Annotated in this window: 24 protein-coding genes; 10 read left to right on the top strand and 14 right to left on the bottom strand. The window is 75.1% G+C overall.

The window, feature by feature from the left end; genetic code table 11:
* Window positions 1-81: 81 nt before the first annotated feature.
* Window positions 82-1,707: an acyl-CoA dehydrogenase family protein gene (locus tag HNR21_RS17525; RefSeq protein ID WP_182706038.1), complete on the bottom strand. Its 1,626-nt coding sequence runs from the start codon at window positions 1,705-1,707 to the stop codon at window positions 82-84.
* Window positions 1,708-1,852: 145 nt separating this feature from the next.
* Between HNR21_RS17525 and HNR21_RS17530 the strand changes: the two genes are divergently transcribed.
* Window positions 1,853-2,521, top strand: coding sequence for a DUF1707 SHOCT-like domain-containing protein (locus tag HNR21_RS17530; protein WP_220500198.1), 669 nt, complete (start codon window positions 1,853-1,855; stop codon window positions 2,519-2,521).
* A gap of 70 nt (window positions 2,522-2,591) precedes the next feature.
* On the opposite strand, the gene HNR21_RS17535 is transcribed toward HNR21_RS17530, so the two are convergent.
* The 6 genes from HNR21_RS17535 to HNR21_RS17560 all read right to left on the bottom strand — a co-directional run bounded on the left by HNR21_RS17535 (window position 2,592) and on the right by HNR21_RS17560 (window position 6,801).
* Entirely contained in the window at window positions 2,592-2,852 is a 261-nt protein-coding gene (locus tag HNR21_RS17535; RefSeq protein ID WP_119731152.1) for a hypothetical protein, read from the bottom strand.
* 90 nt (window positions 2,853-2,942) lie between these two features.
* Window positions 2,943-3,719, bottom strand: a complete 777-nt coding sequence (locus HNR21_RS17540) for a sirohydrochlorin chelatase (RefSeq protein WP_182706039.1) — start codon at window positions 3,717-3,719, stop codon at window positions 2,943-2,945.
* On the bottom strand, window positions 3,701-4,426 hold the full coding sequence (locus HNR21_RS17545) for a phosphoadenylyl-sulfate reductase (RefSeq protein WP_182706040.1): 726 nt from the start codon (window positions 4,424-4,426) through the stop codon (window positions 3,701-3,703). The genes HNR21_RS17540 and HNR21_RS17545 overlap by 19 nt, the downstream gene beginning before the upstream one ends.
* A gap of 20 nt (window positions 4,427-4,446) precedes the next feature.
* On the bottom strand, window positions 4,447-4,626 hold the full coding sequence (locus HNR21_RS17550) for a transposase (RefSeq protein WP_182706041.1): 180 nt from the start codon (window positions 4,624-4,626) through the stop codon (window positions 4,447-4,449).
* Between the two features lie 51 nt (window positions 4,627-4,677).
* Complete coding sequence (locus tag HNR21_RS17555) at window positions 4,678-6,330, bottom strand: nitrite/sulfite reductase (protein ID WP_182706042.1); 1,653 nt, start codon at window positions 6,328-6,330, stop codon at window positions 4,678-4,680.
* A gap of 288 nt (window positions 6,331-6,618) precedes the next feature.
* Window positions 6,619-6,801 (bottom strand): hypothetical protein, encoded by a 183-nt coding sequence (locus HNR21_RS17560; protein ID WP_119731147.1) that lies wholly within the window; start codon window positions 6,799-6,801, stop codon window positions 6,619-6,621.
* A 212-nt stretch (window positions 6,802-7,013) separates the two neighbouring features.
* Between HNR21_RS17560 and HNR21_RS17565 the strand changes: the two genes are divergently transcribed.
* The 4 genes from HNR21_RS17565 (at window position 7,014) to HNR21_RS17580 (ending at window position 11,816) form a co-directional block, all read left to right on the top strand.
* Window positions 7,014-7,976: a phosphotriesterase family protein gene (locus tag HNR21_RS17565; RefSeq protein ID WP_119731146.1), complete on the top strand. Its 963-nt coding sequence runs from the start codon at window positions 7,014-7,016 to the stop codon at window positions 7,974-7,976.
* 317 nt (window positions 7,977-8,293) lie between these two features.
* Window positions 8,294-9,844: a phytoene desaturase family protein gene (gene crtI, locus HNR21_RS17570; RefSeq protein ID WP_182706043.1), complete on the top strand. Its 1,551-nt coding sequence runs from the start codon at window positions 8,294-8,296 to the stop codon at window positions 9,842-9,844.
* A gap of 14 nt (window positions 9,845-9,858) precedes the next feature.
* Complete coding sequence (locus HNR21_RS17575; protein WP_119732175.1) at window positions 9,859-10,839, top strand: phytoene/squalene synthase family protein; 981 nt, start codon at window positions 9,859-9,861, stop codon at window positions 10,837-10,839.
* A complete protein-coding gene (locus HNR21_RS17580) occupies window positions 10,836-11,816 on the top strand; it encodes a DUF5914 domain-containing protein (RefSeq protein WP_312881075.1) in 981 nt (326 codons plus the stop codon). The genes HNR21_RS17575 and HNR21_RS17580 overlap by 4 nt, the downstream gene beginning before the upstream one ends.
* Here the strand turns inward: HNR21_RS17580 and HNR21_RS17585 are convergent.
* From HNR21_RS17585 to HNR21_RS17595, 3 genes are read right to left on the bottom strand one after another with little or no spacing between them, the layout of a single operon-like run.
* Window positions 11,765-13,342, bottom strand: a complete 1,578-nt coding sequence (locus tag HNR21_RS17585) for an FAD-dependent oxidoreductase (RefSeq protein ID WP_376766592.1) — start codon at window positions 13,340-13,342, stop codon at window positions 11,765-11,767. The two genes, HNR21_RS17580 and HNR21_RS17585, sit on opposite strands and share 52 nt — an antisense overlap.
* Window positions 13,339-14,046, bottom strand: coding sequence for a class I SAM-dependent methyltransferase (locus HNR21_RS17590; protein WP_182706044.1), 708 nt, complete (start codon window positions 14,044-14,046; stop codon window positions 13,339-13,341). Before HNR21_RS17590 ends, HNR21_RS17585 begins: the two co-directional genes overlap by 4 nt.
* Entirely contained in the window at window positions 14,043-15,233 is a 1,191-nt protein-coding gene (locus HNR21_RS17595) for a lycopene cyclase family protein (RefSeq protein ID WP_182706045.1), read from the bottom strand. Before HNR21_RS17595 ends, HNR21_RS17590 begins: the two co-directional genes overlap by 4 nt.
* A gap of 233 nt (window positions 15,234-15,466) precedes the next feature.
* Here HNR21_RS17595 and rsgA point away from each other — a divergent pair, with 233 nt between their 5' ends.
* The 3 genes from rsgA to HNR21_RS17610 all read left to right on the top strand — a co-directional run bounded on the left by rsgA (window position 15,467) and on the right by HNR21_RS17610 (window position 17,952).
* Complete coding sequence (rsgA, locus tag HNR21_RS17600; protein WP_246442212.1) at window positions 15,467-16,534, top strand: ribosome small subunit-dependent GTPase A; 1,068 nt, start codon at window positions 15,467-15,469, stop codon at window positions 16,532-16,534.
* An 84-nt stretch (window positions 16,535-16,618) separates the two neighbouring features.
* Window positions 16,619-17,314: a phosphoribosyltransferase gene (locus HNR21_RS17605; protein WP_119731142.1), complete on the top strand. Its 696-nt coding sequence runs from the start codon at window positions 16,619-16,621 to the stop codon at window positions 17,312-17,314.
* On the top strand, window positions 17,311-17,952 hold the full coding sequence (locus HNR21_RS17610) for a dienelactone hydrolase family protein (RefSeq protein WP_182706046.1): 642 nt from the start codon (window positions 17,311-17,313) through the stop codon (window positions 17,950-17,952). The genes HNR21_RS17605 and HNR21_RS17610 overlap by 4 nt, the downstream gene beginning before the upstream one ends.
* A gap of 196 nt (window positions 17,953-18,148) precedes the next feature.
* On the opposite strand, the gene HNR21_RS17615 is transcribed toward HNR21_RS17610, so the two are convergent.
* The 4 genes from HNR21_RS17615 to HNR21_RS17630 form a co-directional block, all read right to left on the bottom strand.
* Window positions 18,149-18,445, bottom strand: a complete 297-nt coding sequence (locus HNR21_RS17615; RefSeq protein WP_021600082.1) for a WhiB family transcriptional regulator — start codon at window positions 18,443-18,445, stop codon at window positions 18,149-18,151.
* A 179-nt stretch (window positions 18,446-18,624) separates the two neighbouring features.
* On the bottom strand, window positions 18,625-19,554 hold the full coding sequence (locus HNR21_RS17620) for a sucrase ferredoxin (protein ID WP_182706047.1): 930 nt from the start codon (window positions 19,552-19,554) through the stop codon (window positions 18,625-18,627).
* A gap of 88 nt (window positions 19,555-19,642) precedes the next feature.
* Window positions 19,643-21,181, bottom strand: a complete 1,539-nt coding sequence (locus HNR21_RS17625) for a glycerol-3-phosphate dehydrogenase/oxidase (RefSeq protein WP_182706048.1) — start codon at window positions 21,179-21,181, stop codon at window positions 19,643-19,645.
* A complete protein-coding gene (locus HNR21_RS17630) occupies window positions 21,178-21,768 on the bottom strand; it encodes a TetR/AcrR family transcriptional regulator (protein WP_182706049.1) in 591 nt (196 codons plus the stop codon). The genes HNR21_RS17625 and HNR21_RS17630 overlap by 4 nt, the downstream gene beginning before the upstream one ends.
* Before the next feature lie 72 nt (window positions 21,769-21,840).
* Here HNR21_RS17630 and HNR21_RS17635 point away from each other — a divergent pair, with 72 nt between their 5' ends.
* Both HNR21_RS17635 and HNR21_RS17640 read left to right on the top strand, forming a co-directional pair.
* The gene (locus HNR21_RS17635; protein ID WP_182708696.1) at window positions 21,841-23,427 is read left to right on the top strand and encodes an FAD-binding oxidoreductase; all 1,587 of its coding nucleotides are present in this window, start codon (window positions 21,841-21,843) and stop codon (window positions 23,425-23,427) included.
* A 2-nt stretch (window positions 23,428-23,429) separates the two neighbouring features.
* The gene (locus tag HNR21_RS17640) at window positions 23,430-24,335 is read left to right on the top strand and encodes a diacylglycerol/lipid kinase family protein (protein WP_220500199.1); all 906 of its coding nucleotides are present in this window, start codon (window positions 23,430-23,432) and stop codon (window positions 24,333-24,335) included.
* Window positions 24,336-24,405: the final 70 nt, after the last annotated feature.

The raw sequence follows: 24,405 nt of genomic DNA on the forward strand, positions 1-24,405 counted from the left end.
CATACAGACTGCATGTATGTATAGGATCCGAAGAGAACGCCGGGTCCGGGCGGACCCGGCGTTCCATCGCCGCCGGAGGGGCTATCCGAGCTTGGGGGTGGCCCGGTCGATGATCGGGGCCAGGTCCAGGCCCGGCGGCAGGGTGCCGAACGCCGCGCCCCAGTCGCCCGCCAGCCGGGAGGCGCAGAACGCGTCCGCGACCGCCGGGTGCCCGTACCGGACCAGCAGCGCGCCCTGCAGCACCAGCGCCATCCGCTCCACCACCCGGCGGGCGCGGATCTCGAGCGTGGCCGGGTCGGCCAGCGAGTCCTTCAGCTCGCGGGCCGCCGCGTCGAGCCGGGCGTCGGCCCCGGCGGCGGCCCGCACCTCGCCGAAGAACGCCTCCACCGACTGCGGCTCGCGGGCCATCGCGCGCAGCACGTCCAGCGCCGCCACGTTGCCCGAGCCCTCCCAGATGGAGTTCAGCGGCGACTCGCGGAACAGGCGGGGCATCCCCGACTCCTCGACGTACCCGTTGCCGCCCAGGCACTCCAGCGACTCGGCGGCGTGCGCGGGCCAGCGCTTGGTCACCCAGTACTTGCCGACCGCCACCGCCAGCCGCCTGAAGGCCGCCTCGGCCTCGTCCCCGCGCACCGCCCGGTCGGTCGCCCCGGCCACCCGTGTCATCAGCACGGTCGCCGCCTCCGACTCCACCGCCAGGTCGGCCAGCACGTTGCGCATCAGCGCCTGGTCGGCCAGGTACGCGCCGAACGCCCTGCGGTGCGCGGCGTGGTGCGCGGCCATGGTGACGCCCTGCCGCATCCCGGCCGCCGCCCCGATCAGGCAGTCCAGCCGGGTCATGTTGACCATCTCGATGATGGTGCGGACCCCGCGGCCCTCCTCACCGACCCGCCAGGCCACCGCGTTCTCGTACTCGATCTCCGAGGAGGCGTTGGACTTGTTGCCGAGCTTGTCCTTCAGCCGCATCAGCCGCATCGGGTTCAGCGACCCGTCCGGCAGGACCCGCGGCACCAGGAAGCAGGTCAGCCCGCCCGGGGCCTGGGCCAGCGCCAGGAACACGTCGCACATCGGCGCGCTGGTGAACCACTTGTGCCCCACCAGCCGGTACGTGCCGTCCGGCTGCGGCGTGGCCCGCGTGGTGTTGGCGCGCACGTCCGAGCCGCCCTGCTTCTCGGTCATCGACATGCCCGCCAGGATCGCCGTCTTGGTCAGCGGCGGGCGCAGGCCGAAGTCGTAGGTCCGCTCGGCGAGCAGCGGCTCGTACTGACGGGCCAGTTCGGGGCTGCGGCGCAGCGCGGGAACGGCCGCGTACGTCATGGAGATCGGGCAGCCGTGCCCGGCGTCGACCCGCCACACGTAGAACTTGGCGGCCCGCGCCACGTGCGAGCCCTCCCGGCCGTCCGCCCACGGCGCGGCGTGCAGGCCGTGCGTGACGGCCACGTTCATCAGCTCGTGCCAGGCGGGATGGAACTCCACCTCGTCGATGCGGTGCCCGTACCGGTCATGGGTGCGCAGGACCGGCGGGTGCTCGTTGGCCAGCCGTCCCCACTCCTGGGCCCGGCGGGTCCCCGCCAGCCGGCCCAGCTCGTGCAGCTCGGCGGCGGCCCATCCGGCGCCCTCCCGCTCCAGGCCCTCCAGCAACGCCGGATCGTCGGCGAGGTCGTGCCCTTCCAGCGGGGGGACCTGGTTGAACACCTCGTGCGTCATCGTTTCGCTCCTGCCCGTCGCTGCTGGTGGACACGATACAGAACGGGGTTCGGAGGCGGCCCGGATCGGATCCTCCTCAAGCAAGGGGGAGATCTCCTACGCGCGGCGGAGGGTGCGCGGCCGCCGACGACGTAACTTGTGGGACATGAGCCACTCCACCCCGCAGCCGGGCCCGTCGCATCCGCGACCGCCGGCATCCGCAGAGTCCCCCGGTTCGGTGCGCGCCTCGGACGCCGAGCGGGAGGCGACCGTGGAGCGGCTGCGGATCGCCTCGGTCGAGGGCCGCCTGACGTTCGCGGAGCTGACCGAGCGCACCGCGGCCGCCTACACCGCCACCACCCGCGGCGAGCTGGAGAAGATCACCTCCGACCTGCCCGGCGTCGGCGCCCCCGGGGCCGAGCCCGCGCCCCGGCTGCCCACCCGCCGGTTCTCGGCCGTGATGGGCGACTGCCGGGAGCGCATCGTGGGCCGCATCGAGGACGAGCTGCACGTCCAGTCGATCATGGGCGACGTGGTGCTGGACCTGCGCGACGCCCAGGTCCCGCGCGGCGAGGTCGCCATCGTCGCCACCGCGGTGATGGGCGACATCAAGATCATCGTGCCGGACGGGGTGGACGTCCGGATGACCGGCTACGCCGTGATGGGCGACCGGCGGATCCGGATCCACCGCCCCGAGCCGGGCCATGCGGTCCCCGTCGTCACGATCAACGCCAAATCGATCATGGGCGACATCACCATCGTGGACGACGAGCACCACGCCCCCGTCCGCCGCGCCTTCACCGCCTGGTGGGAACACCGCAAGTCCCGCCCCTGACGGCCCCGGCGCCCCCGCACGACTCCCGGCCGCCCTGCGAGCGCAGGGCGGCCGGGAGTCGTGCGGACGGTCAGTGACCGCGGGTGGCGTCGCCGCGTTCGGCCTCCTCGACGCCCTCTTCGGTGGGCTGGATGGAGTCCGGGTGGCCGACGTCGACGCCGGGGGTCCCGGTGCCGCTCACGTCCTCCTGCCGGGCGTAGCCCTCCTCCTGCGGAGCCACGGCGTCCGGGTGCACGCTGGCGCCGCGGGCGTCGGAGCCCCGGTTCACGGGGGCGAAGTCGCGGTCGTGGGTCTGCTCGGGCTCGTGTCCGAGATCCTCTCGTTCGGTCATGCCGTGCGCGTACCCGTGAGGGGGACGGCCATGCAGACGGGCGACCGGAGCGGAGCGAGGACCGTCCGCCCGTCCTCGGGACGGGGCCGGTCAGACGGCGGCGGCCTGGCGCAGACCGGACAGGGCCTCGTCGTGGCGGTGCAGGACGAGGTCGGCGAGTTCGGGGGCGGCGCCCAGCACGTCGGAGACGACGGCGGCGCCGGCCGACAGCGACTCGGCGCGGACCTTGTCGGCGAAGTAGCCCGGAGCCAGGAAGTAGGAGGCCACCGCCACACGCGGGGCGCCGGCGTCCAGCAGCGCGGCGACCGCGTCGGCGGGGGAGGGGCCGGCGGCGGAGGCGAACGCGGGCACCACGCCCCACCAGCCGGCCTCGCGCCACCGCCGGGCCATGCTCCAGATGGTGGCGTTGGCGGCGGGGTCGCTGGACCCGGCCGCGACCAGCACCACGGCGGTACGGGGATCGCCGCAGGCCACGCCCGCCTCGGCCAGACGGCGCTCCAGGGCGGCGACCAGCAGCGGGTGGGGGCCCAGCGTGCCGGCGGTGCGCAGGCCCAGCCGGGGGCGGGCGGTGCGCACCCCGGCCAGCACGCCGGGGATGTCGATCTTGCTGTGGTAGGCGGCGGTCAGCAGCAGCGGCAGCACCACCGCCGCGTCGGCGTCCAGGCCCTGCAGCACCCGGTCCGGGGAGGGCGGGGCGTGGTCCAGGAACGAGGTGTGCACCGGCAGCCCGGGGCGGCGGGCGCGGACCGCGTCGAGGAGGTCCTCGACGGTCGCCGCCGCCCGCGGGTCCCGGCTGCCGTGCGCCACCGCGACCAGCGGCACCTCGGACGGGTGCGGCCCGGTCCAGGTCACAGGTGGATGCCGCATTCGGACTTGCCCAGCCCGGCCCAGCGCCCGCTGCGCGGGTCCTCGCCCGGGGCCACCCGCCGGGTGCAGGGCGCGCAGCCGATCGAGGGGTAGCCGTCGTGGTGCAGCGGGTTGACCAGGATCCCGTTGTCGGAGATGTAGTCGTCCATCTCCTGCTGGGTCCAGTTGAGGATCGGGTTGACCTTGACCATGCCGCGCTTGCCGTCCCACTCGATGACCTTGCGCTCGCGGCGGCTGGCGGTCTCCTCGCGGCGGATCCCGCTGAACCAGGCCATGTAGCCCTCCAGGGCGCGGCCCAGCGGCTCCACCTTGCGCAGGTGGCAGCACAGGTCCGGGTTGCGGCCGTACAGCCGGGGGCCGAGCGCGGCCTCCTGCTCCTCGACCGTGCGGGACGGGGTCACGTTGATCACGTTGACCGGGTAGACCGCCTCCACCGCGTCCCGGGTGCCGATGGTCTCGGCGAAGTGGTAGCCGGTGTCCACGAACAGCACGTCGATGCCCGGCTTGACCGTGGAGACCAGGTGGATCAGCGCGGCGTCCGACATCGAGGAGGTCAGACAGATCCGGTCCCCGAACGTGGCCACCGCCCAGCGGACGATCTCCAGCGCGGAGGCGTCCTTGAGCGCCTCCGCGGCCGACTCGGCGACGTCGCGGAGATCGAGGACAGGGCGGTCGGTGGGCGAATCCAGGACCGTCAAGGGGGGCATGCGGGCTCCTATCCCGAGCGTCATGGCTGCGCGCCGCGGTCGTCGTCGGAGGGGGCCCCCGAGGGCGCCCCCACACCGAGGAACCTCAGCCGGAAGGACCGGGCGCAGTCGGCGCAGTACCAACTGCCCTCGCCCTCCAGCGGCCGGAGGTCCTCCTCGCCGCAATACGGGCAGTAGAACGGCGCGGCGCGTTCGCTCATTCCTGCCTCACGTGTCTCGTACGTCTCACTGGTAACGGAACGGAAACGGCCCTACTGGAGGTCGGCGTCGTCGGCGCGGGCCACCCACTCGGCGAAGCTCTCGCCCTCGGCCCGCTGCTCGTCGTACCTGCGCACGACCCGCTCGACGTAGTCGGCCAGCCCCGCGGAGGTGGTCTTCAGCCCGCGGACCTTCTTGCCGAACGAGGCGCCGACCTGGCCGCCCAGATGGATCTGGAAGCCCTCCACCTGCTCGCCGTTCTCGTCCACCACGAGCTGGCCCTTCAGGCCGATGTCGGCGACCTGGATGCGGGCGCAGGCGTTCGGGCAGCCGTTGATGTTGATCGACAGCGGCTGGTCGAAGTCGGGCAGCCGCTTCTCCAGCTCCTCGATCAGGTCCATGCCGCGCTGCTTGGTCTCGACGATCGCCAGCTTGCAGTACTCGATGCCGGTGCAGGCCATCGTCTGCCGGCGGAACACCGACGGGGTGACCTGCAGGTCGTGCTCGGCCAGCGCGTCGGCCAGCGCCTGCGTCCGCTCTTCGGGAACGTCGAGGATGACCATCTTCTGCTCGGCGGTGGTGCGCACCCGGCCCGAGCCGTACTCGGTGGCCAGGTCGGCGATCACGTTCAGCAGGTCGCCGTTGAGGCGGCCCACCCGCGGCGCGAAGCCCACGTAGAAGTTGCCGTCCTTCTGCCGGTGCACGCCCACGTGGTCGCGGTGCGGCAGCGGGGCGTCGGCGGCCGGGCCGTCCGGCAGCGCGTAGCCCAGGTACTCCTTCTCCAGCACCTCGCGGAACCTGGCCGCGCCCCAGTCCTTGACCAGGAACTTGATCCGGGCGCGGCTGCGCAGCCGCCGGTAGCCGTAGTCCCGGAACACCGAGACCACGCCCTTCCAGACCTCGTGCACCTGCTCGGGCTTGACGAAGGTGCCGAGCCGCTGGGCGAACATCGGGTTGGTGGACAGCCCGCCGCCGACCAGCAGGTCGTAGCCGGCCTCACCGGCCTCGTTGCGGACCCCGACGAACGCCACGTCGTTGATCTCCGGCACCGTGCAGTGCGAGGCGCACCCGGCGATGGCGGTCTTGAACTTGCGCGGCAGGTTGGAGAACTCCGGCGAGCCGATGTACCGCTCGGCCACCTCGGCGATCTGCGGGGTGGCGTCGATGATCTCGTCCTCGGCGATGCCCGCCAGCGGGCAGCCGATGATCACGCGCGGGGTGTCGCCGCACGCCTCCGTGGTCGACAGGCCGACCGACTCCAGCGCCTCCCAGATCGCCGGGACGCTCTCGATCTCGATCCAGTGCAGCTGGATGTTCTGCCGGTCGGTGACGTCGGCGGTGCCGCGGGCGTACCGGTTGGAGATGTCGCCGATGACCCGCAGCTGGCGGGCGTCGAGCTGGCCGCCGTCGATCCGCACCCGCAGCATGAAGTAGCGGTCGTCGAGCTCCTCGTCGGGCAGCGAGCCGGTCTTGCCGCCGTCGATCCCGGGCCGCCGCTGGGTGTACAGGCCGTACCAGCGGAACCGGCCGCGCAGGTCGGCCGGGTCGATGGAGTCGAAGCCGGCCTTGGAGTAGATGTCGATGATCCGGCGGCGGACGTTCAGCCCGTCGTCGTTCTTCTTGTTCTCCTCGTTCTTGTTGAGGGGCTCGCGATAGCCGAGGGCCCACTGGCCCTCGCCTCTCTTGCGCTTCACGCTGGGTGGCACGGTCCGCGTCCTGTTCCTAGTTCGGGAAGAGCGACGCGCAGCGCACCGGCAGGCTTAACGGCCGGCTCGACGGTGAGCGGTACGGGGTTAAGGGTGACGCCGGCGCACCACGCTGGATGACTGCATGGGCGTGGTCAGGGCGTCACAGACAGATCGCGCTGCGTACCCGCAGGAAGTCGACGTGCCGGCGCTTGACCAGCGTCGGGTTCGCAGGCGTCATGACTCGAGGGTGACATGCGGCCGGACGGGCTGTCCAGTCGCGTCCGGCATGTGGACGTCCGGTGCCGATCATCCCTGCCTGACCCAATTGACCGGGGGCTCGGTGCCCGCGGAGCCGTCCCGCTCCGCGGCGTCCCGGCCGCGTTCGGCCCTGGCGGCGGGGGTCGCCGGGGTGGTCCGGTGCTGGCAGGCGCACCAGGAACCGCCGCGGCACTCCTCGTGGCGGCGTTCCCGGCAGTCCTGGCAGATCACGCCTCCATTGTGCCCCGGGGCGCGCGATGCCCCGGACGCGGCCCCCCGGGCCGGCGGATGGTGAGACGCTTCACAGTTTCACAGGGATCCGGGCCGGCGGCCCGGCGGGCGCCGCCGTCGTGCGCGCACGCGCGGGCGCGTTGCCCGAAAACCCGGCCGAAAAACCCAATCCCAGCCTTGATTAGGGCAAACATGACGTAACCTCGGTGCACATGACCCCTTCCACGCAGCCCGGGCTGCTGCGCACCGTGACCGGAAGCATCCCGGTGTCCGACGTCACCGGGTCCGTGCTCTGCCACGAGCACCTGCAGCTGGACCTGCGCTGGCCGCAGCGCCGGCTGACCGAGGTCCCGTCCGACCCGCGCCGCTGGCTGGACGAGGAGCAGGCGGTCACCGCCGAGCTGGGCGGGCTGCGCACCGGCCACGGGCTCTCCCTGGTCGTCGACCTGACCTGCCAGGGCATGGGCCGCAACGCCGCGATGCTGTCGCGGATCAGCGCCGGGGCCCGGGTCGCCGTGGTGGCCGGGACCGGGTTCTTCACCGAGCCGTTCGCGCCGCAGGAGACCGCCGGGGCCGACGAGGACCGGCTGGCCGAGCTGCTGCTGGCCGAGATCGGGTTCGGGATGGACGGCACCAGCTCGCTGCCCGGCGTGATCGGCGAGATCGGCTGCTGGGGGCCGGCGCCCACCGCGGCCGAGGAGCGGGCGCTGCGCGCCGCCGCGCTGGCCGCGCAGGAGTCGGGGCTGGCGGTGGCCACCTACGGGCGGGCCGGGATGACCCTGCTGGAGATCCTCACCTCCGCCGGGCTGCCCGCCGAGCGGGTCGCGGTCGGCGGCCAGGACCTGGTGAACGACCCCGGCGCGCACCGCAAGATCGCCGAGACCGGCGCCTATGTCGCGTTCGGCACCGTCGGCCTGGCCGGGGAGGACCACACCGCCCTCGGCGCCCGGGTGCGCCACGTGCTGGAACTGCTGGAGACCGGGCACGGCGAGCGGATCCTGCTGAGCACCGGCGTGTCCCGGATGGTCCAGATCAGGCGGTACGGCGGCGCGGGCTACGGCTACCTGTTCGAGGTCTTCCTGCCCGCGCTGCGCGCCGCCGGGGTCGACGAGGCCGCCCTGCGCACGATCCTGCACGACAACCCGCTGCGCTGGCTGACCGGCGGCACCGGGTGATCTTCAGGCCCGGTCGCGCGACCGGGCCAGGCCGGCGGTCACCCCTGCCCGCCGCGCTGATGCTGCTGGGCGCGCCGCCTGCTGGCCGCCCCGGCCCGGCCCCGCCGACCGGAAGGCGGGCGGGCACGGCGTGCGGCGGCGCGTCGCCGCCCTGTCGATGATCTCGCCGGCGTGGCGGCCCGTCCGCGTGTCCGAGGGTGCAACGCCCGCCGCCCGGGGTACGTAGAGCCGCGTGCCCCGGCACCGGCCGGACATGAGCAGGGGGGAGCGGCCATGCCTCGCACCGGCGCCACACACCCGATGCGCGGAGACCGCCGGTGAGGGCGGTGCGGGGACCGACCGACCACGTCGTGGTCGTCGGCGCCGGGCTGGCCGGCCTGTCGGCCGCCCTGCACCTGCTGGGCGCGGGACGGCGGGTGACGGTCGTGGAACGCTCGACCGGCCCCGGCGGGCGCGCCGGCCGCCTCGACCTGGGCGGCGCCTACCACGCCGACTCCGGCCCCACCGTGCTGACCATGCCGCACCTGGCCGAGGAGGCGTTCGCGGCGGTCGGCGACGAGCTCGCCGACCGGCTGGACCTGATGCGGCTGGAGCCGGCCTACCACGCCCGTTTCGCCGACGGCTCGCACCTGGAGGTGCACACCGACGCCGAGGCGATGGAGGAGGAGGTCCGCCGGTTCGCCGGGCCGGGCGAGGCGGCCGGTTACCGGCGGCTGCGCGGCTGGCTGACCGACCTGTACGCGGCGCAGATGCGGCGGTTCATCGACGCCAACTTCGACTCGCCGCTGCAACTGCTCACCCCCGACCTGGCGCGGCTGGCGATGCTCGGCGGGTTCGGGCGGCTGGACGGCCGGATCCGCCGGTTCCTGTCCGACGAGCGGCTGCGGCGGGTGTTCTCCTTCCAGGCGCTGTACGCCGGGCTGCCACCGGCACGGGCACTGGCGGCGTACGCGGTGATCGCCTACATGGACACCGTCGCCGGGGTGTACTTCCCCCGCGACGGCATGCACGCCCTGCCGCGCGCCATGGCGGCCTCGGCGCTGGACGCCGGGGCCGAGTTCCACTGGGACGGCGAGGTCACCCGGCTGGAGCGGTCCGGCGACCGGGTCACCGCCGTGCACCTGGCGGACGGGCGGCGGATCGCCTGCGACGCCGTCGTGCTCACCCCCGACCTGCCGATCGTGTACCGGCTGCTGGGGCGGACGCCGCGCCGCCTCATACCGCTCACCCACTCGCCCTCGGCGGTCGTCTGGCATGTGGGCACCGACCGCACCTGGCCCGCGACCGGGCACCACACGCTGTCGTTCGGCGCCGCCTGGGAACGCACCTTCGACGAGCTGACCCGCACCGGACGGCCGATGAGCGACCCGTCCCTGCTGGTCACCCGGCCGACCGCCACCGACCCCGGGCTGGCCCCGGCGGGCCGGGAGCTGTACTACGTGCTGGCGCCGTGCCCCAACACCGCCGTCGGCCCCGGCGCCGACGAGTGGCGCGACCTGGCGCCCCGCTACCGCGACGAACTGCTGGCCGTGCTGCGCGACCGGGGACTGGCCGGGTCCGAGGCGGCCATCGAACGCGAACGCCTGGTCACCCCCGCCGACTGGACGGCACAGGGGCACGCCGCCGGATCCCCGTTCTCGGTGGCGCACACCTTCCCGCAGACCGGCCCGTTCCGGCCCCGCAACCTCGTCCGCGGCGTCGCCAACGCCGTGATCGCCGGATGCGGCACCACCCCCGGCGTCGGCATCCCCACCGTGCTCATCTCCGGCAGGCTCGCCGCCGCGCGCATCACCGGCACCCCCCGGCCCCCCGCCCGCTCCTCCGCCCGGGGCCGGCCCGGCCGTGCCCCCCAGCCGAGAGCCCGATGAAGGACACGACCGCGATGACGCGACGAGAACTGGACGCCGCGGGGATCACCGATCCCACCCTGCGCGCCGCCTACGCGCACTGCCGGCGGCTCAACGCCCGGCACGGCCGCACCTACTTCCTGGCGACCCGGCTGCTGCCGGTGGCCCGGCGGCCCGCGGTGCACGCCCTGTACGGCTTCGCCCGCTGGGCCGACGACATCGTCGACGACCTGGGGACCACCGCCACCATCGAGCAGCGGGCCGCCGCGCTGCACCGGCTGGAGGCCGACCTGACCGCCGGGCTGCGGTCCGGCACCAGCGGCCGGCCGGTGGTGCGGGCGGTCGCGCACACCGCCGCCCGGTACGGCATCGACCACCGGCACTTCACCGACTTCATGGCGTCCATGCGCGCCGATCTGCACGTCACCGGCTACGCCAGCTACGCCGACCTGGAGGCGTACATGCACGGGTCGGCCGCGGTGATCGGGCTGCAGATGCTGCCGGTGCTCGGCACCGTCGCGCCCCAGGAGGAGGCCGCCCCCCACGCCGCGGCCCTGGGCATCGCCTTCCAGCTCACCAACTTCCTGCGGGACGTGGGCGAGGACCTGGACCGGGGCCGCGTCTACCTGCCCGAGGACCTGCTGGCCGCGCACGGGGTCGACCGCGCCCTGCTGCGCTGGAGCCGCGACACCGGCCGGACCGACCGCCGGATCCCGGCCGCGCTGCGGGCCGCCGCCGGCCTCGCGCACGCCGCCTACCGCACCGCCGAGCCCGGGCTGCGGATGCTCCAGCCCGCGTCCCGCCCGTGCATCGAGACCGCCCGCACCCTCTACCGGGACATCCTGCGCGTCATCGACGCCCAGGGATACGCGGTGCTGCACCGGCGGGCCGTGGTGCCCCGCAGGCGGCGGGCGGCGGTGGCGCTCGCCGGGGCCGGCCGGGTCGCCGCGTTCCGGCTGCTGGCCCGCCGCCCCGAACCCCTTCCCGTCACCCGGCCGAAGGAGTCCTCCCGGTGAACCGCCCCCGCATCCCGTTGCGGCTGCGACGCCCGGTGCCCTGGCATCACCAGCGGCCGACCTGGCGCGAGGCCCGGCCCGCCCTCATCGCGCACGCGTTGAAGCAGGCGACCGCCAGGCCGTCCGGCAACTGGTACGTGCTGGGGGCCTCCCGCGAGATCGGCCGGGGCGCCCGCCCGTTCGGGCGCAGCATCGGCGGTCTGGAGGTCATCGCCTGGCGCGACCGCGCCGGGCGGCTGCACGCCGGACCCGGCGCGTGCCCGCATCTGGGCGCCCCGCTGCGGGACAGCCGCGTCGTCGGCGGCGCGGTGGTCTGCCACTGGCACGGGCTGGCGCTGGACGGCGCCTCGTGCGCGGGCTGGGACCCCTATCCCGCCCACGACGACGGGGTGCTGGTGTGGGTCCGGCTGGACGACCTGGGGGGCGAGCCCCCGCTGGAACGCCCGGTGATCCCTGCCAGGCCGCGCCCGGCGGCGTCGATCGACGCGGTGTTCACCGGCGTCGGCGTCTGCGAGCCCGAGGACGTGGTCGCCAACCGCCTCGATCCCTGGCACGGCGGCTGGTACCACCCGTACTCGTTCGTGGACCTGACGGTGGTGAGCGCCCCGCCGGACGACGACTTCACGGTCGACGTGTCGTTCAAGGTCGCCGGGCGCGCCGTCGTCCCGGTCCGCGCCACCTTCACCGCCCCCGAGCCCCGCACGGTCGTCATGCACATCACCGAGGGCGAGGGCCGCACCTCCGTCGTGGAGACCCACGCCACCCCGCTCGCGCCGGACGTGCACGGCCGCCCCCGCACGGCGGTGATCGAGGCGGTCATCGCCACGTCCGAGCGGCCCGGGTTCGCCGCCGCCCGCAGGGTCTCGCCGCTGGTGCGTCCCCTCATGCGGCTGGCGGCCGGGCGGCTGTGGCGCGACGACCTCGCCTACGCCGAACGGCGCTGGGCGTTGCGGGCCTCGGGTCGTTTCCCGGGCTGACGCCTGCCCAGGGCGGCCACCGCGCGCAGCAACCCGGAACGGCCCCGGCGGGGGACCGTCCACAGCGTCTGGCCGCGCACGCCCCAGCGCGCCAGCAGCGCGTTCGACGCCAGGAACCCGCTGGTGGCCGCGCGTTCCATCAGCGCCACCGGAAGCCCGGTGCGCACATGGTCACCGGCCACCGTCACCGCCGGGTCGGAGGTCTGCACGGTGAGCCGGTCGCGGTAGGAACCGGTGGCGAAGAGCGGGCAGTCCCGCCGCCACAGATGCCGGACGTCGATGATCCGGGCGTCGCGGGTCTCGGGGTAGACGTGGTGGAGCTGCGCGAGCAGGCGCTCCTGCTCGATCTTGGGATCGGCCCGCGGATCCACCGCGTAGGCGTGCAGCTCCACCACCGAGCCACCGGTGCGGGCCGACCAGCGGGCGGCCTCGCCCTCCCAGCGTTCCAGGACGCTCACGTTGTCCAGCGACCCGTAACCGCCGGTGCCCAGGAACCCCGGCCGGTCGGCGCGCACCGGCCGGTCCAGCCACAGCCGCGTCACCAGGAACGGGGGAGCGGTCCGCAGCCGCCCGACACGCGCCCGCCAGTCCTCGTCGCCGAGGCCGGGAGAACGCTCGACCAGACCCCGCAGGCCCTCGACGTCCAGGGCGAGGACGACGGCGTCATGGTGGTCGCCGGTCCCGTCCGCGTGGACGACCACGCCTCCGCCGGGACGCGGCCGGACCTGCTCGACCGGCGTCCCGGGCCGCAGCCGCACCCCGCGCCGCTCCAGATAGGCGGCCAGCGGATCCCACAACGCCTGCGGGAACGGCTCGGCCGGCACGTCGAACAGCAGCCCCTCGGCCGACCCCAGGAAGTAGATGTGGAACATCAGCGCCAGCTCGGCCGCCGACAGCTCGCCCGGATCGGCGAAGAAGCTCCGCGAGAACACCTCGAACGCCAGATGCCGGGCGGCGGCGGGGAACCGGATGGAATCCAGGAAGTCCCGCGCGCCGGTCGCGTCGAGCCGGTCGTAGACCTCCGGCACCCGCACGTCCAGCAGCGGCGAGGCGGCCAGCGGGTCCATCCGCGCCAGATCCCGCCAGCCGAACGACGGGCTGAGCGCCACGAACCCCAGCGCGCTCCACGGCGGCGTCCTCGGCACCCGCGCGAACCCGTCCCGCATCCCGCCGGAGTGCCGCACCGGATAGTCCGGCAGCCCCGCCAGCATCCCCAGCCCGCCGTCGACCCGCCGCAGCAGGCCCCGCAGGTTGTAGTACTGGCGAAAGAACGCATGGAATCCCCGGCTCATCGTGACGCGCGACCCGTCCGCGAGCGTGACCGGCCAGCCCGCCACCCGCCCGCCGAGCACCGGCTCCCGCTCGTACACGGTGACCTCGGCGCCGCGTTCGGCCAGTCCGGTGGCGGCGGCCAGCCCGGCGACGCCCCCGCCGACGACGGCGACGCGCGGCACGTCCCCCGTGCATCGGTCCCGCCCGCCGGGCGTCGCCAGCACGCACGCCCGCCGGTCCCTGGGCGCGGTCACCGCCGGCCGACCACGGTGTGCACGATGCCGGTCTGCCAGCCCGACACCGGCAGCACCCGCACGTCCCGGAACCCGGCCGCGGCCATCCGGTCCCGCAGCCCGGCGGCGGTGTCGAAGCCCTCCACGCTGCGTTGCAGGTAGCGGTACAGGTCCGCGTTCCCGGTGAGGGACCCCGCCGGGATGATGATCCCCCGGCAGACCGCCGCCCAGACCGCCCGGTGCAACGGCGACCCGCTGAGCGTGTAGTCGTGCACCGCCAGCCGGCCCAGCGGCGGCCCCAGCAGCGCCCGGATCGCCGCCAGCACCCCGTCCGGGTCGGTGACGTTCCGCAGCAGGTACGCGGCGAACGCGGCGTCGAACGGCCCGTGCACCCCGGCGTCGGCCAGCCGTTCCACCGGGGCGTGCACGAACCGCACGTTCGGGGGCCAGGGTTTGGCGGCGGCGCGTTCCAGCATCCCCGCCGAGGCGTCCACCGCGGTGATCTCCGCGTGCGGCGCGGCCCGCAACAGCGCGGCCGTGGACGCGCCCGTTCCGCACCCCAGATCCAGCACCCGCAGCCCGGCGCCGCCGCCGGGCAGCCGCAGCCTGCGGGCCGAACGCCGCAGATGGGAGTGGTATCCGGGGTTGGCCGCCACCAGCCGGTCGTAGGTGGTGGCGGCACGGTCGAAGGCGGCGGCGAGATCGGAGTCCCGCAGCATGGTCATGGACGCTCCCGGGAAGGTCGGCGACGGGGCAGCAGCGGAAGTTCGGCGGCGGTGCGCAGCATCGGCCACACCGGCGTGTTCAGGCCGATCGCGATGTCCTCCCACGGGCGGGAACGCCCGTCGAGGAAACGCAGCAGCCGTTCGGGCGGGGTACGGGCGAACAGGCCGGTGAAGAACGCGGCGCCGTCCACCCGCCCCCGGTCCAGGGCGCGCAGCAGCACCGCGTCCATGGCGCGGGAGCGGGCCGGATACGGCGGGGGCGGCACCGGTTCGGCGCCCCGGCGGTAGGCGTCGGCGATGGCGCGGCTCTGCCGCTGGATCGCCGCGAACGTGTACCCGGTCGCCGGACGGGTCGCCCCTCCCGCGGTGCCGATGCGGAACACCGCGTCCCCCACCCGCCGCGGGAACACCGCGTCGGTCATCGGGATCACGCCCTGCTCGACGGCCCGGACCCGCAACGCCCCCAGCTTGAGGACCTCGCCGGTGTAGTGCCGCAGCGCCCGTTCGTAGGCGTCGTCGCCCAGCGGGGCGGGGGAGAACTCGGTGTACTCCACCAGAGCCTCGTCCGGCGCCAGCGGCAGCACGTAGCCGAACGACAGGCCCCGGGCGGGCTGCGGAGTCCGGAAGTCCATCAGCGACGCCACATCCGGGTCGAACACCGGGCGCCCGGTCCGCACGAACCAGCCCCGGAAGTGCTGCAACAGCGTGGAACGCGCGGGAGGCAGCGACCGCGGCGGACGTGAGTCGTACACCCAGCGGGCGCGCAGCGTCATCCGGCGCCCCTCGGCCGTGGTGCCGCCGATCTCGGCGCCGCCCGGGACGTTCCGCACCGTGTCGACCTCGGCGCACACCCGCCGCACGGTGGGGCGTGCGGCCAGGGCACGGCCCACGAACGTCTCGAAGCCGGTGGAGCGGATCATCTTGTACCGCAGCGGATCCGGTCGCCGGACCAGCGCGGTGCCGTCCGGGCCGAGCACCCGCAACCGCGGCCAGGAGGCGACCACCGCCTCCTCGTAGTCCCCGTCGCCCGCCTCCCAGAAGCACCAGGTGCGTTCGGGCGGGCGCAACGGCCCCTCCGGAGCGTCCACCAGGATCACGGTGGGCGACGCGCCGTCCGCGGTGAGGTGGTGGACCAGCGAGAGCCCGGCGGCCCCCGCACCGATGACGACGATCTCGGACTCGTCCACGCACCACCTCCCGCCGCCTCCATACCCGCTGTGGCGGGAAAACCGCTGTACCGGCCGGACCGCGGCGGCTAACGTGGGGGCAGCCGCAGAGGGCGGTGCCCTGTCGAGAGGAGGTGAGCCGTATGGCCGTCGTCGCCATACCCGCTCACCGGTTCGTTTCTTCCTCCAGGGCGTCCGCCTGATCTGATCCCGCACGCGGGGACGGGCGCCCGTGTCCGAAGGGTGCCACCACATTGGCGTCATCGCACTTCCCCCTGCCCGAGCTGGGCTGGGACGGCGGCTGGGCCGCCGCGTTCACTGAGCACACCGAGCACACCGAGCACCTGGCGGGCCGGGTGGCCCGCGTCGACAAGGGCGCCTGCACGGTGCTGACCGAGCAGGGCGAGCTTCGCGCCGGGTACGGCGCCGAACCGCCGTGCGTCGGCGACTGGGTCGCCGTCCGCACCGGTCCCGTGCCGAGGGTGCGGGCGATCCTGCCGCGCCGCACCGCCGTCGTCCGCGGCGGCGTCGGCCGCGACTCGCGGTCGGGGCTGTCGGGCGACTCGTCGCGGCATGTGCTGGCCGCCAACGTCGACGTGGCCTACATCGTCGAACCGGCCGCGCCCGACACCGACCTCGGCCGCATCGAACGGCTGCTCGCGCTGGCCTGGGAGAGCGGCGCCGAGCCGGTCGTCCTGATCACCAAGGCCGACCTGGCGGCCGACCTGCCCGGCCTGCTCGACGCCGTCGCCTCCGCCGCCGTCGGCGCACGGGTGCACGCGGTGTCCGCGCTCGACGGCGACGGCCTGGACGCCGTACGGCTGCGACCGGGCCGGACGGCGGTCCTCCTCGGCCCGTCCGGGGCCGGCAAGTCCACCCTGGTCAACGCGCTCGCCGGGAGGCCGGTGATGCGGACCGGGGAGGTGCGGGCCGGGGACGGGCGCGGCCGGCACACCACCACCCACCGGGAGCTGCTGCTCCTGGACGGGGGCGGGCTGGTGATCGACACGCCGGGGCTGCGCCGGATCGGGCTGTCCGACGACGTCGCCGAAGGGCTGGCGCAGACGTTCGCCGATGTCGAGGAGCTGGCCGCCGGGTGCCGGTTCGCCGACTGCGCGCACGAGAGCGAGCCCGGCTGCGCGGTGCTGGCCGCCGTCGAGTCCGGCGACCTGCCGCCGCGGCGGCTGGCGAGCTGGCGCAGGCTGCAGCGCGAGGCGGCCTGGATGGCGGGCCGCGCCGACGCCCGGCTGCGCGCCGAGCAGACCCGCAAGTGGAAGATCATCCACAGGGAGATGCGCCGGTCGGGCCGCAACCGCCCGTGACCGCCGCCCCGCCCCGCCTGCCGCGGATTGGGCGCGGCAGGCGGGGTAGGGCCCGTAGCGGAAGCGGCCTGAGAGGTGATCGCAATGGTCTTCGGAAGGACCGGCGGCAGCGCGACCGTGCACGTGCGGCTGCCGTTCGCCGACCGGGCGGAGGCCGGCCGCGTGCTCGGCGAGCTGCTGGTGCCGCACGAACTGGCCGACCCGCTGATCCTGGCGCTGCCGCGGGGCGGGGTGCCGGTGGCGGCGGAGGTGGCCGGGCGGCTCGGCGGGCCGGACCGGCCGGCCGTCATGGACGTGCTGGTGACCCGCAAGATCGGGTATCCGCCGCAGCCGGAGCTGGGGGTCGGCGCCATCGCCGAGGGCGGCGAGCCGGTGTTCGACCGCACCCTGCTGGACCGGCTGGGGCTGGTGGAGGCGGACCTGGCCGACACGGTGGCGCGGGAGCGGGCCGAGCTGGACCGCCGGGTGCGCGCCTACCGGGGCGGGCGCCCGCTGCCCGACCCGGCCGGACGGGCGGTCGTGGTGGTCGACGACGGGCTGGCGACCGGGGTGACCGCGCGGGCGGCGCTGCGCGCGGTCCGGGCGCGGCACCCGGCACGGCTGCTGCTGGCCGCTCCGGTCGGCGCCCCCGACTCGGTGCGGATGCTGGCGGCCGAGGCCGACGAGGTCGTGGTGTGCGCCCAGCCCGCGGCGTTCCGCGCGGTCGGCCAGTGGTACCGGCGGTTCGACCAGCTCACCGACCGGGACGTGACCCGGCTGCTGGAGGGGAGGCGGGCATGACGGCGCTGGCGGTCCCGGCGGGGGACGTGCGGCTGGCCGGCGACCTGATCGAGGTCCCCCGGGAGCAGGCGGTCATCGTGTTCGCGCACGGCAGCGGCAGCAGCCGGCTCAGCCCGCGCAACCGCGCGGTCGCCGAGTACCTCAACGGGCGGGGCTTCGGAACGCTGCTGTTCGACCTGCTGACGCCGGAGGAGGAAGAGGTCGACGCGCGCACCGCCCGGCTGCGGTTCGACATCGGGCTGCTGGCCCGGCGGCTGGCCGAGGCGACCTCGTGGCTGCGGTCGGCCGCCGACGCGCCTGCGGTCGGGCTGTTCGGGGCCAGCACCGGGGCGGCGGCCGCGCTGGTGGCGGCGGCCCGGCTGCCCGGCGACGTGGCCGCGGTGGTCTCCCGGGGCGGCCGGCCCGACCTGGCCGGGCCCGCGCTGGCCGAGGTGCGCGCCCCCACCCTGCTCATCGTGGGCGGGCAGGACGTGCAGGTGCTCGGCCTGAACGAGCAGGCGCTGGCGGGCATGGACGACACCGCCGGGCACCGGCTGACGATAGTGCCGGGCGCCGGGCACCTGTTCGAGGAGCCCGGCGCCCTGGAGGAGGTCGGCCGACTCAGCGCGGAGTGGTTCGCCGAGCACACGCGACGGTGAATTTTCCACCGCGCGCGGCCCGGTCCGCGCCGGAATTCGACCGGCCCCGGAAATGTGCCGGGGGGATTGGATCAAGGCAACGCAAACGGCCCCGGCGGGCGGGGCCGTGACGTTTTCGTGTGGCGCACCGGAAGGCGCTCGGCGCGGGCGTGGAAACGCGTGCGCTACGGCGTCCGGCGCGCTGCCGTGCCGCGGGTCAGGCGGCGTTGGCGCGGCGCATGCGGCGACGGCGCTCGGAGGCGCGCTCGTCCTCGTTCAGACCGCCCCACGTGCCGTACTTCTCGGGCCGGGAGACGGCGTAGTCGAGGCACTCCGTGCGCACCGGACAGCCCATGCAGATCTGCTTTGCCTTACGCTCGCGAATCTCGCGCTCGGGCTGCCGCTCACCGTCGGGCCCGAAGAAGAGCACGAGGTCCTCCCCCCGGCACGCCGCGGCGTCCTGCCAGCCCCAGCTGGGACGAGGGAGGTTTGCCTGCCGACGTACCTGAGCCATGGAACACCCACCTTGGTTGGTTGCTGAGCAAATTTCGGACATGGACGCTCTACGTGCTTTCAAGGAAGCGCCGAAAGGTCCAACGTCTAGATGCGCCGCTCTGTTCCCCGGATCCCGTTTGCGATGGAGTCCTGGAGCCGTGTGCGGCGGGAAGCCCGTGAAATGGGGCCTCCAGGAGGTTACACGAGCGCCGCCGGGTTGAGAAGGGTGATCCCCCTAACAACCCACGATCCGTTGTTCTCGGCGCAGTCGGGCCCGCACTCGTGCCCCGCTTCGGCGCGCTCGACGATCGCCCGGTAACGGGTGCCCGAGACATCGATGACCGCTTCGTACGGAGATGTCCCGGTGAGGGATTCCACCGAAACCGCGTCCACCCCCAGCGCGCCGGTGCGGGCGCGGACGAAGTGCTCGGCCGCCTGCGCCGGCTCGGGCATCCCGGCCCGGCCGCGCAGCCGCTCCAGCGTCAGCTCGCCGCGCAGGTACGCGGCCACGGCCGACTCCGCCTCGGCCACGCCGAGGGCGCCGTAGTACAGACCGTGGGGAAGGCATACCAGGTTCGCTGCGTAGCGGTCGCCGCCGACGTGCGTCGTTTCCCAGACGAAAGGGTCGAAACGTGCCGACAGCGCCCGGGCCAGCGGAGCGCCGTGCTGGGCGCAGCAGGCGTTGCGCCGCGCGTGCGTGCAGACCAGCACGACCGGCTCGTCGCCGGAGAGCAGCTCCCCGAACTCGGGCCGCCGCCCGGCCGCGACCGCGGCGAGCATGGCGTCGTCCAGCTTGTCCAGCTCGGCCAGGGTCGACAGCCGCCGGCCCTCCAGCCACACCGGGCCGCCCGGCATGGAGGACCCGACGTACACCTGCAGCGGGGGGACGGAACGGCGCCCCGCGCGGCCGGGCCTGCGGATCAGCTGGGGGCGCACCCCGGCGGCGGTGGCGCGGGCGATGGCCGCGGCGAGGGGGGCGGGCCCGGTGAGCCGCTCGATGCGCTCGGGCCAGGGACCGGGGTGCTCGATCAGCAGCCAGGACCGCGCCTTGGTGGTGGCGGTGGCCAGGCAGGACCGCTCACCGGTGTGGCTGCCCGGGCAGTGGTCACAGTGGCTCGCCGACGGCACGCATCCCCCCGAGAGAACGTCGGATCCCGCGTTGTTAGGTAAGACTAAGCTAACAGTCGCGGACAGGTTCGGGGAGGGTCCCTACCCCTCAATCGATCGCCGATGCCTCCGCGAGGCGCTCGGCCAGCGCGAGCGCGGCGGCCCGGTCGGCGGCCACCAGCCCGATCCGGGTCCGCCGGTCCAGCAGGTCCGCGGCGTCCAGCGCCCCCTCGTGCCGGACCGCCCAGGCCAGCTCCACGCCCAGCACCGGCAGCCCCGGCACCACCGGCTCCAGCAGTTCGGGCCGGTCGGCGGCCAGCCTCGCCACCGCCGCGGCCTCGGCCCCGTACCGCCGCACCAGCCGCCGGGGCACCCCCTGCCCGGCCAGCGCGGCCAGGCGCTCCCGCGGGGCCGCGCCGACCAGCGGCAGCCGCCGGGTGCGGCACGGCCCGGCGGACAGCCCGCGGGCCGCCACCGCCGCGTCCACCGCGTCCTCGGCCATCTTCCGGTACGTGGTGAGCTTGCCGCCGACGACCGTCACCACCCCGTCCCGGCCGGTCAGCACCGCGTGCCGGCGGGAGATGTCGGCGGTGCGGCCGCGCCCGTCGTCCAGCAGCGGGCGCAGCCCCGCGAACGCCCCGGCCACGTCCCGGCGGCGCACCGGCGCGTCCAGCACCCCGGCCAGCACGTCCAGCAGGAACCCGATCTCCGCCTCGCTCGGCTCCGGCACGTCGGGGATCGGCCCGTCGACGGGCTCGTCGGTCAGCCCCACATAGGTCCGCCCGTCCGGCTGCGGCAGCACCAGCGCGAACCGGTTGAGCTCGCCGGGGATCGGCACGTGCAGCCCGGTCCGCAGATCGCCCAGCGCGCTCGAGCGCAGCACCAGGTGGGTGCCGCGCGAGGGGCGCAGCCGCACCCCCTCGACCAGCCCGCCCGCCCACACCCCGGCCGCGTTCACCACCGCGCGGGCGCGGACCCGCAGTTCCCCGCCGGTGAGCTCGTCGCGGACCAGCGCTCCCTCGGCGCCCAGCCACAGCGCCCGGACCCGGGTCAGCACGCGCGCGCCGTGCGCGGCGGCGGTCCGGGCCAGCGCGGTCACCAGCCGGGCGTCGTCGGTCAGCCGCCCGTCCCACGACAGCAGCCCGCCGCGCAGCCCGGCCGGCCGCAGCGCCGGGGCCAGCTCGCGGGTGCGGGCCGCCGACAGCCGGCGCGGCCCCGGCAGCACCGAACGGGGGGTGCCGGCCCCCGCCCGCAGCGCGTCCCCGGCGACCAGCCCCGCCCATGTCAGCGCCGCCTGCGACCGGGACACCGCCGCGGTCAGCGGCAGCACGAACGGCGCGGCGGAGACCAGGTGAGGGGCGATGCTCCGCATCAGCGCGTCCCGTTCGGCGGCGCTCTCGCGGGCCACGTCCAGCCGCCCGGACGCCAGGTACCGCAGGCCCCCGTGGACCAGCTTGGAGCTCCACCGCGAGGTGCCGAAGGCCAGGTCGTGGGCGTCGATCGCGACGACCGACAGGCCCCGCGCGGCGGCGTCCAGCGCCACCCCCGCCCCGGTCACGCCGAGCCCGACCACCAGCAGGTCGAACGTGCGGTCGGGCAGGTCCGCCAGCTCACGGGCGCGGCGGGCGGCGTTCAGTGAGGAGTTCACGGGGTGAGCGCCCTTTCCAGGATGTCGCGGAGCTCGTCGTCGAAGGCGTCGAGGGGGTGCCCGTCGTCGGCCATGGTCGGCGCCGACAGCGCGAAGGACTGGGCCACCAGGAGCACCGAGCGGGCCTGGCGGGCCGGGTCGCCCCCGCGGATCGAGCCGTCGTCGTGCCCCGCCGCGATGGCGCCCTCCAGGTAGCGCAGGAAGGCGTTCTGGCTGGCTCCCCGGCGCTGCAGCAGGTACGGCACCAGCAGGTCGGAGTCGACCTCCATCGTCTTGCGCAACAGCGGATGGGAGCGGACCGCCCGCACGCCGGCCACCAGCGCGCGCACCAGCCGGTCGCGCGCCGTGCCGTCCGGACCGGCCTCCGCCGCCACCGCGCCGGCGATCTCGGTGAGCTCGCGGGTCATCAGGTCGGCCAGGATCCGCCGGGCGTCCGGCCAGCGGCGGTACAGCGTCATCCGGGACACCCCCGCCCGGCGCGCGATGTCGGTGAGCGTGGTGCGCCGCACCCCCACCGCCAGCACGCAGTCGCGGGCCGCGTCCAGCACCGCGTCCACATTCGTGTTCTTGTGACGAATGGACGTCATATGTCACAGTGTAAGGCCATACTGAGGGTATCGGCCGGAACGCAGGAGGTGCACGGGGTGGAACCGCGACAGATGGCGTGGAACGGGTGGGGCGATCCGGCCCGGGCGACGCCACTGCCGGAGCCGGTGACCCGGCTGCTGCAGGACCTGCTCGGCGTGCGGCCCTCCGACGCGCCCCGGGTCCGGCTCGACCAGGTCAAGGTCGCCGACCCGCGGCTGCCCGGCGACGCCCTCACCGCCCTGGCCCAGGCGGTCGGCGATCCGCACGTGCGCGCCGACGCCGAGACCCGCATCCGGCACACCCGCGGCAAGTCCACCCCCGACCTGCTGCGGATCCGCGCCGGGGAGGTCGCCGACGCCCCCGACGCGGTGGTCCTGCCGGCGACCCACGACGAGGTGCTGGCGGTGCTGCGCATCTGCGCCGAGCGGCGGATCGCGGTCGTCCCGTTCGGCGGCGGCACCTCCGTGGTGGGGGGCCTGGCCCCGGAGGCGGGCGGCTTCACCGGCGTCGTGGCGCTGGACCTGCGCCGCATGGACGCCCTGGTGGACGTCGACCCGGTGTCCCGTACCGCGACCCTGCAGCCGGGCCTGCGCGCCCCCCGCGCCGAGGAGCTGCTGCGCGAGCACGGGTTCACCCTCGGCCACTACCCCCAGTCGTACGAGTGGGCCAGCATCGGCGGGTTCGCCGCCGCCCGGTCCAGCGGGCAGGCGTCCGCCGGGTACGGCCGCTTCGACGAGATGGTCCTGGCGCTGACCGTGGCCACCCCCGAGGGCACGCTGGAACTCGGCCGCGCCCCCAGGTCGGCGGCCGGGCCGGACCTGCGCCAGCTCGTCCTCGGCTCGGAGGGCGCGTTCGGCGTCATCACCTCCGTCACCGTGCGGATCCGCCCGGCCCCCGCGACCGCCGCCTACGAGGGTTGGCGGTTCCCCTCGTTCGACGCCGGGACGGCCGCGCTGCGGAAGGTCGCCCAGGACGGGCCGCTGCCCACCGTGCTGCGCCTGTCGGACGAGACCGAGACCATGATCGGCCTGGCCCGGCCGGACCGGATCGGCGCCCTGCAGGAGTCCGGCTGCCTGGCCGTCGCCGGGTACGAGGGCGAGGAGCAGGAGGTCGCCGCGCGCCGCGCCGCCGTGGAGCGGGTGCTGCGCGAGGCCGGCGGCGAACCGCTCGGCGCCGAGCCGGGCGAGAGCTGGGCGCACGGCCGGTTCAACGCCCCCTACCTGCGGGACTCCCTGCTGGAGATCGGGGCGATGGCCGAGACCCTGGAGACCGCCGCGTTCTGGTCGAAGATCCCGGCGCTGTACGCGGCCGTCCGCGACGCCCTCACCGGCACCCTCACCGACGCCGGCACCCCGCCGGTGGTGATGTGCCACATCTCGCACGTCTACCCGGCGGGCGCCTCGCTGTACTTCACCGTCGTGTCCGCCCAGGGGCCCGACCCGGTGGCGCACTGGCTGCGCGCCAAGCACGCCGCCAACGACGCGATCATCGCCGCGGGCGGCACCATCAGCCACCACCACGGCGTGGGCACCGACCACCGCGACTGGTACGCCGCCGAGATCGGCCCGCTCGCCGTGGACCTGCTGCGCGCGGTCAAGCAGCGCGTCGACCCCGCCGGCGTCCTCAACCCCGGCGTCCTGCTGCCCTCCTCGAGGTGACCATGACCCTGCGTTCCTTCACCGCGGTCGTCAACCCCTCCGCCGGCGGTCCCGGCGCCGCCTCCTCGGCCGCGACGCTGCTGCGGATCACCCGGCTGCTGCGCGAGGCCGGCGCCCGGGTCGACGTGGAGTACAGCCGCTGCCTGGGGCACGCCGCCGACCTGGCCCGGACGGCGGCCGACGAGGGCCGGGTGGTGCTGGCCGTCGGCGGCGACGGCATGGCCGGGTGCGTGGCCGGCGCGGCCGCCGGGACGGACGCGGTGATCGGGATCGTCCCGGCCGGGCGCGGCAACGACTTCGCCCGCCAGCTCGGCCTGCCCGCCGGCGCGGAGGAGATGGCGGCGCTGCTGCTGTACGGCGAGCCGCGCAGGATCGACGCCATCGAGGCCAACGGGGTGCCGGTGCTCGGCAGCGTCTACACCGGGGTCGACGCGCTGGCCAACCACTACGCCAACCGGTCGCGGCTGCGCGGGGCCGCCGCCTACTACTTCGGCGGGATGCGGGCGGTGGCGACCTGGCCCGCGGTCGGCTACCGCGTCACCGTCGACGGGGTCGCCTACGAACGGGAGGGCTACACCGTCGTCGCGGCCAACTCCGGCTACTACGGGTTCGGGCGGCGGGTGGCCCCGCAGGCGCGGGTGGACGACGGCCTGCTGGACGTGGTGATCCTCAACCGGTCGTCGCGGCTGCTCTTCTTCAAGGTGATGCAGGAGCTGACGGAGGGGACCCACGTGCGGCGCCCCGAGGTGGAGGTGCTGCGCGGCCGCGAGGTGCGGATCGAGCAGACGGCCCCGGCCAGGGTGCGGCTGCGGTACGGCGCGGACGGCGAGTTGCTGGGCGGCCTGCCCGTCACCGCCCGTGTGCTGCCCGGAGCGCTGCGTGTGCTGGCCCCGCCCGCCGCGGCATGACGGGACGTGATGACGATCACCGCTTCCGGGGCCCGCGCTGGACAAGCGCTCTGGGCACGGTCACTATGAA

The sequence above is a fragment of the Thermomonospora cellulosilytica genome (assembly GCF_014138835.1).
Taxonomy (GTDB): Bacteria; Actinomycetota; Actinomycetes; order Streptosporangiales; family Streptosporangiaceae; genus Thermomonospora; species Thermomonospora amylolytica.

Excerpts from the sequence above, each read along its gene's own strand:
- HNR21_RS17525 (WP_182706038.1), bottom strand. The coding sequence starts at position 1,707 with ATGACGCACGAGGTGTTCAACCAGGTCCCCCCGCTGGAAGGGCACGAC.
- HNR21_RS17530 (WP_220500198.1), top strand. The coding sequence starts at position 1,853 with ATGAGCCACTCCACCCCGCAGCCGGGCCCGTCGCATCCGCGACCGCCG.
- HNR21_RS17535 (WP_119731152.1), bottom strand. The coding sequence starts at position 2,852 with ATGACCGAACGAGAGGATCTCGGACACGAGCCCGAGCAGACCCACGAC.
- HNR21_RS17540 (WP_182706039.1), bottom strand. The coding sequence starts at position 3,719 with ATGCGGCATCCACCTGTGACCTGGACCGGGCCGCACCCGTCCGAGGTG.
- HNR21_RS17545 (WP_182706040.1), bottom strand. The coding sequence starts at position 4,426 with ATGCCCCCCTTGACGGTCCTGGATTCGCCCACCGACCGCCCTGTCCTC.
- HNR21_RS17550 (WP_182706041.1), bottom strand. The coding sequence starts at position 4,626 with ATGAGCGAACGCGCCGCGCCGTTCTACTGCCCGTATTGCGGCGAGGAG.
- HNR21_RS17565 (WP_119731146.1), top strand. The coding sequence starts at position 7,014 with ATGACCCCTTCCACGCAGCCCGGGCTGCTGCGCACCGTGACCGGAAGC.
- HNR21_RS17575 (WP_119732175.1), top strand. The coding sequence starts at position 9,859 with ATGACGCGACGAGAACTGGACGCCGCGGGGATCACCGATCCCACCCTG.
- HNR21_RS17590 (WP_182706044.1), bottom strand. The coding sequence starts at position 14,046 with ATGACCATGCTGCGGGACTCCGATCTCGCCGCCGCCTTCGACCGTGCC.
- HNR21_RS17605 (WP_119731142.1), top strand. The coding sequence starts at position 16,619 with ATGGTCTTCGGAAGGACCGGCGGCAGCGCGACCGTGCACGTGCGGCTG.
- HNR21_RS17610 (WP_182706046.1), top strand. The coding sequence starts at position 17,311 with ATGACGGCGCTGGCGGTCCCGGCGGGGGACGTGCGGCTGGCCGGCGAC.
- HNR21_RS17615 (WP_021600082.1), bottom strand. The coding sequence starts at position 18,445 with ATGGCTCAGGTACGTCGGCAGGCAAACCTCCCTCGTCCCAGCTGGGGC.
- HNR21_RS17630 (WP_182706049.1), bottom strand. The coding sequence starts at position 21,768 with ATGACGTCCATTCGTCACAAGAACACGAATGTGGACGCGGTGCTGGAC.
- HNR21_RS17635 (WP_182708696.1), top strand. The coding sequence starts at position 21,841 with ATGGCGTGGAACGGGTGGGGCGATCCGGCCCGGGCGACGCCACTGCCG.
- HNR21_RS17640 (WP_220500199.1), top strand. The coding sequence starts at position 23,430 with ATGACCCTGCGTTCCTTCACCGCGGTCGTCAACCCCTCCGCCGGCGGT.